Source organism: Oleiphilus sp. HI0067, assembly GCF_001635735.1.
Window position 1 is genome coordinate 1 of record NZ_LWFI01000791.1, and the last position, 2023, is coordinate 2023.

1 protein-coding gene is annotated in these 2023 nt (G+C 48.8%); it reads left to right on the plus strand.

Annotated elements, in window-relative coordinates:
• Positions 1–2023, plus strand: a 2023-nt coding sequence (locus A3739_RS29775; protein WP_197472210.1) for a hypothetical protein, incomplete at both ends; no start/stop codon positions are given.

A 2023-nucleotide genomic window follows, 5' to 3' on the forward strand; every position in this document is an offset into this window, starting at 1 on the left:
ACGTTATCAGCTGGCGTTGATAACGGTGATAATAGCTGGACCTTAAGTGTCGATCAGTTGGTCGGTCTAACGATTACGCCACCGTTGCATGATAGCGAAGACTTCAGCTTATCGGTGTTGGCGAGCGTGGCAGATGTCGATCCTGAGACAGGAGAGGTGAGTACGTCTGAGACCTTGTCGACGATGGATGTTGAGGTTAACGCGGTCGTGGATACGGCGACACTGCTTGATAGTTACGTTGATATCAATGAAGACACTGCATTCAATATTGATATACAAGCGCTTTTAGTCGATCAAGATGGTTCTGAAAGTATCGTTAGCGTTACGTTCTCGCAAGTGCCAGACGGCGCAGTGTTTAGCCACGGTACGGTCAATGCTGATGATACAGTGACCGTATTGGCTGAGGATCTAGCAGCGCTGACGTTAACGCCTCCGTTGCATGACAGTACTGACTTTACGTTGGATGTCATGGTGACGCATCAGGATGAAGATCCAGATAGTGGTGTGATTACGGAAGCGAGTAGCACCGCACAATATCATGTTTCAGTTATCCCAGTGGCGGATGTCCCAACGTTACAAGCGAACGACATTAGCGGAAACGAAGATGAACCGATTAGCCTGGATATAACGGCGGATCTTGTCGATCTAGATGGTTCTGAGTCGATTACTGCGGTGCGTTTCGAGGGTGTTCCGGAGGGCGCGCAGCTCTCAACGGGTGCCGATCAGGGTAGTGGTGTTTGGATCGTGAATATCGACGATTTAGCGAGTCTAACCATACAGGCACCGGCACATAGTAGTGATGATTTTATCTTGAGTGCGACGGCATTGGTGAATGATGTCGATCCTGAGTCAGGCCTCGTTAGCCAAGTGAGTGACACGATTAGTTTTAATGTAGAAGTGTTGCCCGTGTCAGAACAGGCTGTCGTAGTGGCATCAGCACGTGGAGATGAAGATACAGCGATCGCGTTAAATCTTGATATTAGTCAACCTGACGCGGATGGTTCGGAAAGCATCACAGACATTGTGATTAGTGGTGTGCCGGCTGATGCCTTGCTGTCTGCTGGCGTCATGGATGCGGATGGAAAATACCATTTAACGGTTGGAGAGTTAGCGGGATTAAGTTATACGCCTAGTCTCCATGATAGTCAGGATATCACCTTAACTGTTGAAGTGACGACCGAAGATGTTGACCCTGAGGGAGTGAGTCAGAGTGTCGAGATCAGTAGCCACCAAATTACGGTGCAGGTTGATGCTGTTGCGGATGCGCCAACCTTGGTGATGACTCCTGCGACAGGTGATGAAGATACGGCTATTACACTCGATATTATGGCTAGCTTGGTGGATCTTGATGGTTCTGAGTCAGTGCAATCGATAGTAATCAGCGATGTGCCAGTGGGTGCGACGTTATCAGCTGGCGTTGATAACGGTGATAATAGCTGGACCTTAAGTGTCGATCAGTTGGTCGGTCTAACGATTACGCCACCGTTGCATGATAGCGAAGACTTCAGCTTATCGGTGTTGGCGAGCGTGGCAGATGTCGATCCTGAGACAGGAGAGGTGAGTACGTCTGAGACCTTGTCGACGATGGATGTTGAGGTTAACGCGGTCGTGGATAGCTTGAGTATTGAGGGAGACATTACAAGGTTATTTGAAGACTATGCTATCCCTCTACAGATGTCTGTTCAGCTGGATGATCTTGACGGATCGGAGGCTATTAGTGCAGTGGCAATCAGCGATTTGCCCTCAGGCGCGCAGCTCTCTGCAGGTTATGATGACGGTTACGGTACATGGATATTGACCGCTGCTGAATGGCAAGGTCTAGAGATCATTCCGCCTGAGCACAGTAGTGATGATTTTGTGTTGAGCATCGAGTTTACGTTGACTGATACTGATCCGAACACGGGACTAACAAGTGAAGTACAGCAAACGTTGCTCCACACTATCTATATAGATCCAGTAGCTGATACACCAACATTGACTGTTGAAGACGTTGAGGGCGATGAGGATTCGGCTATAGCGCTTT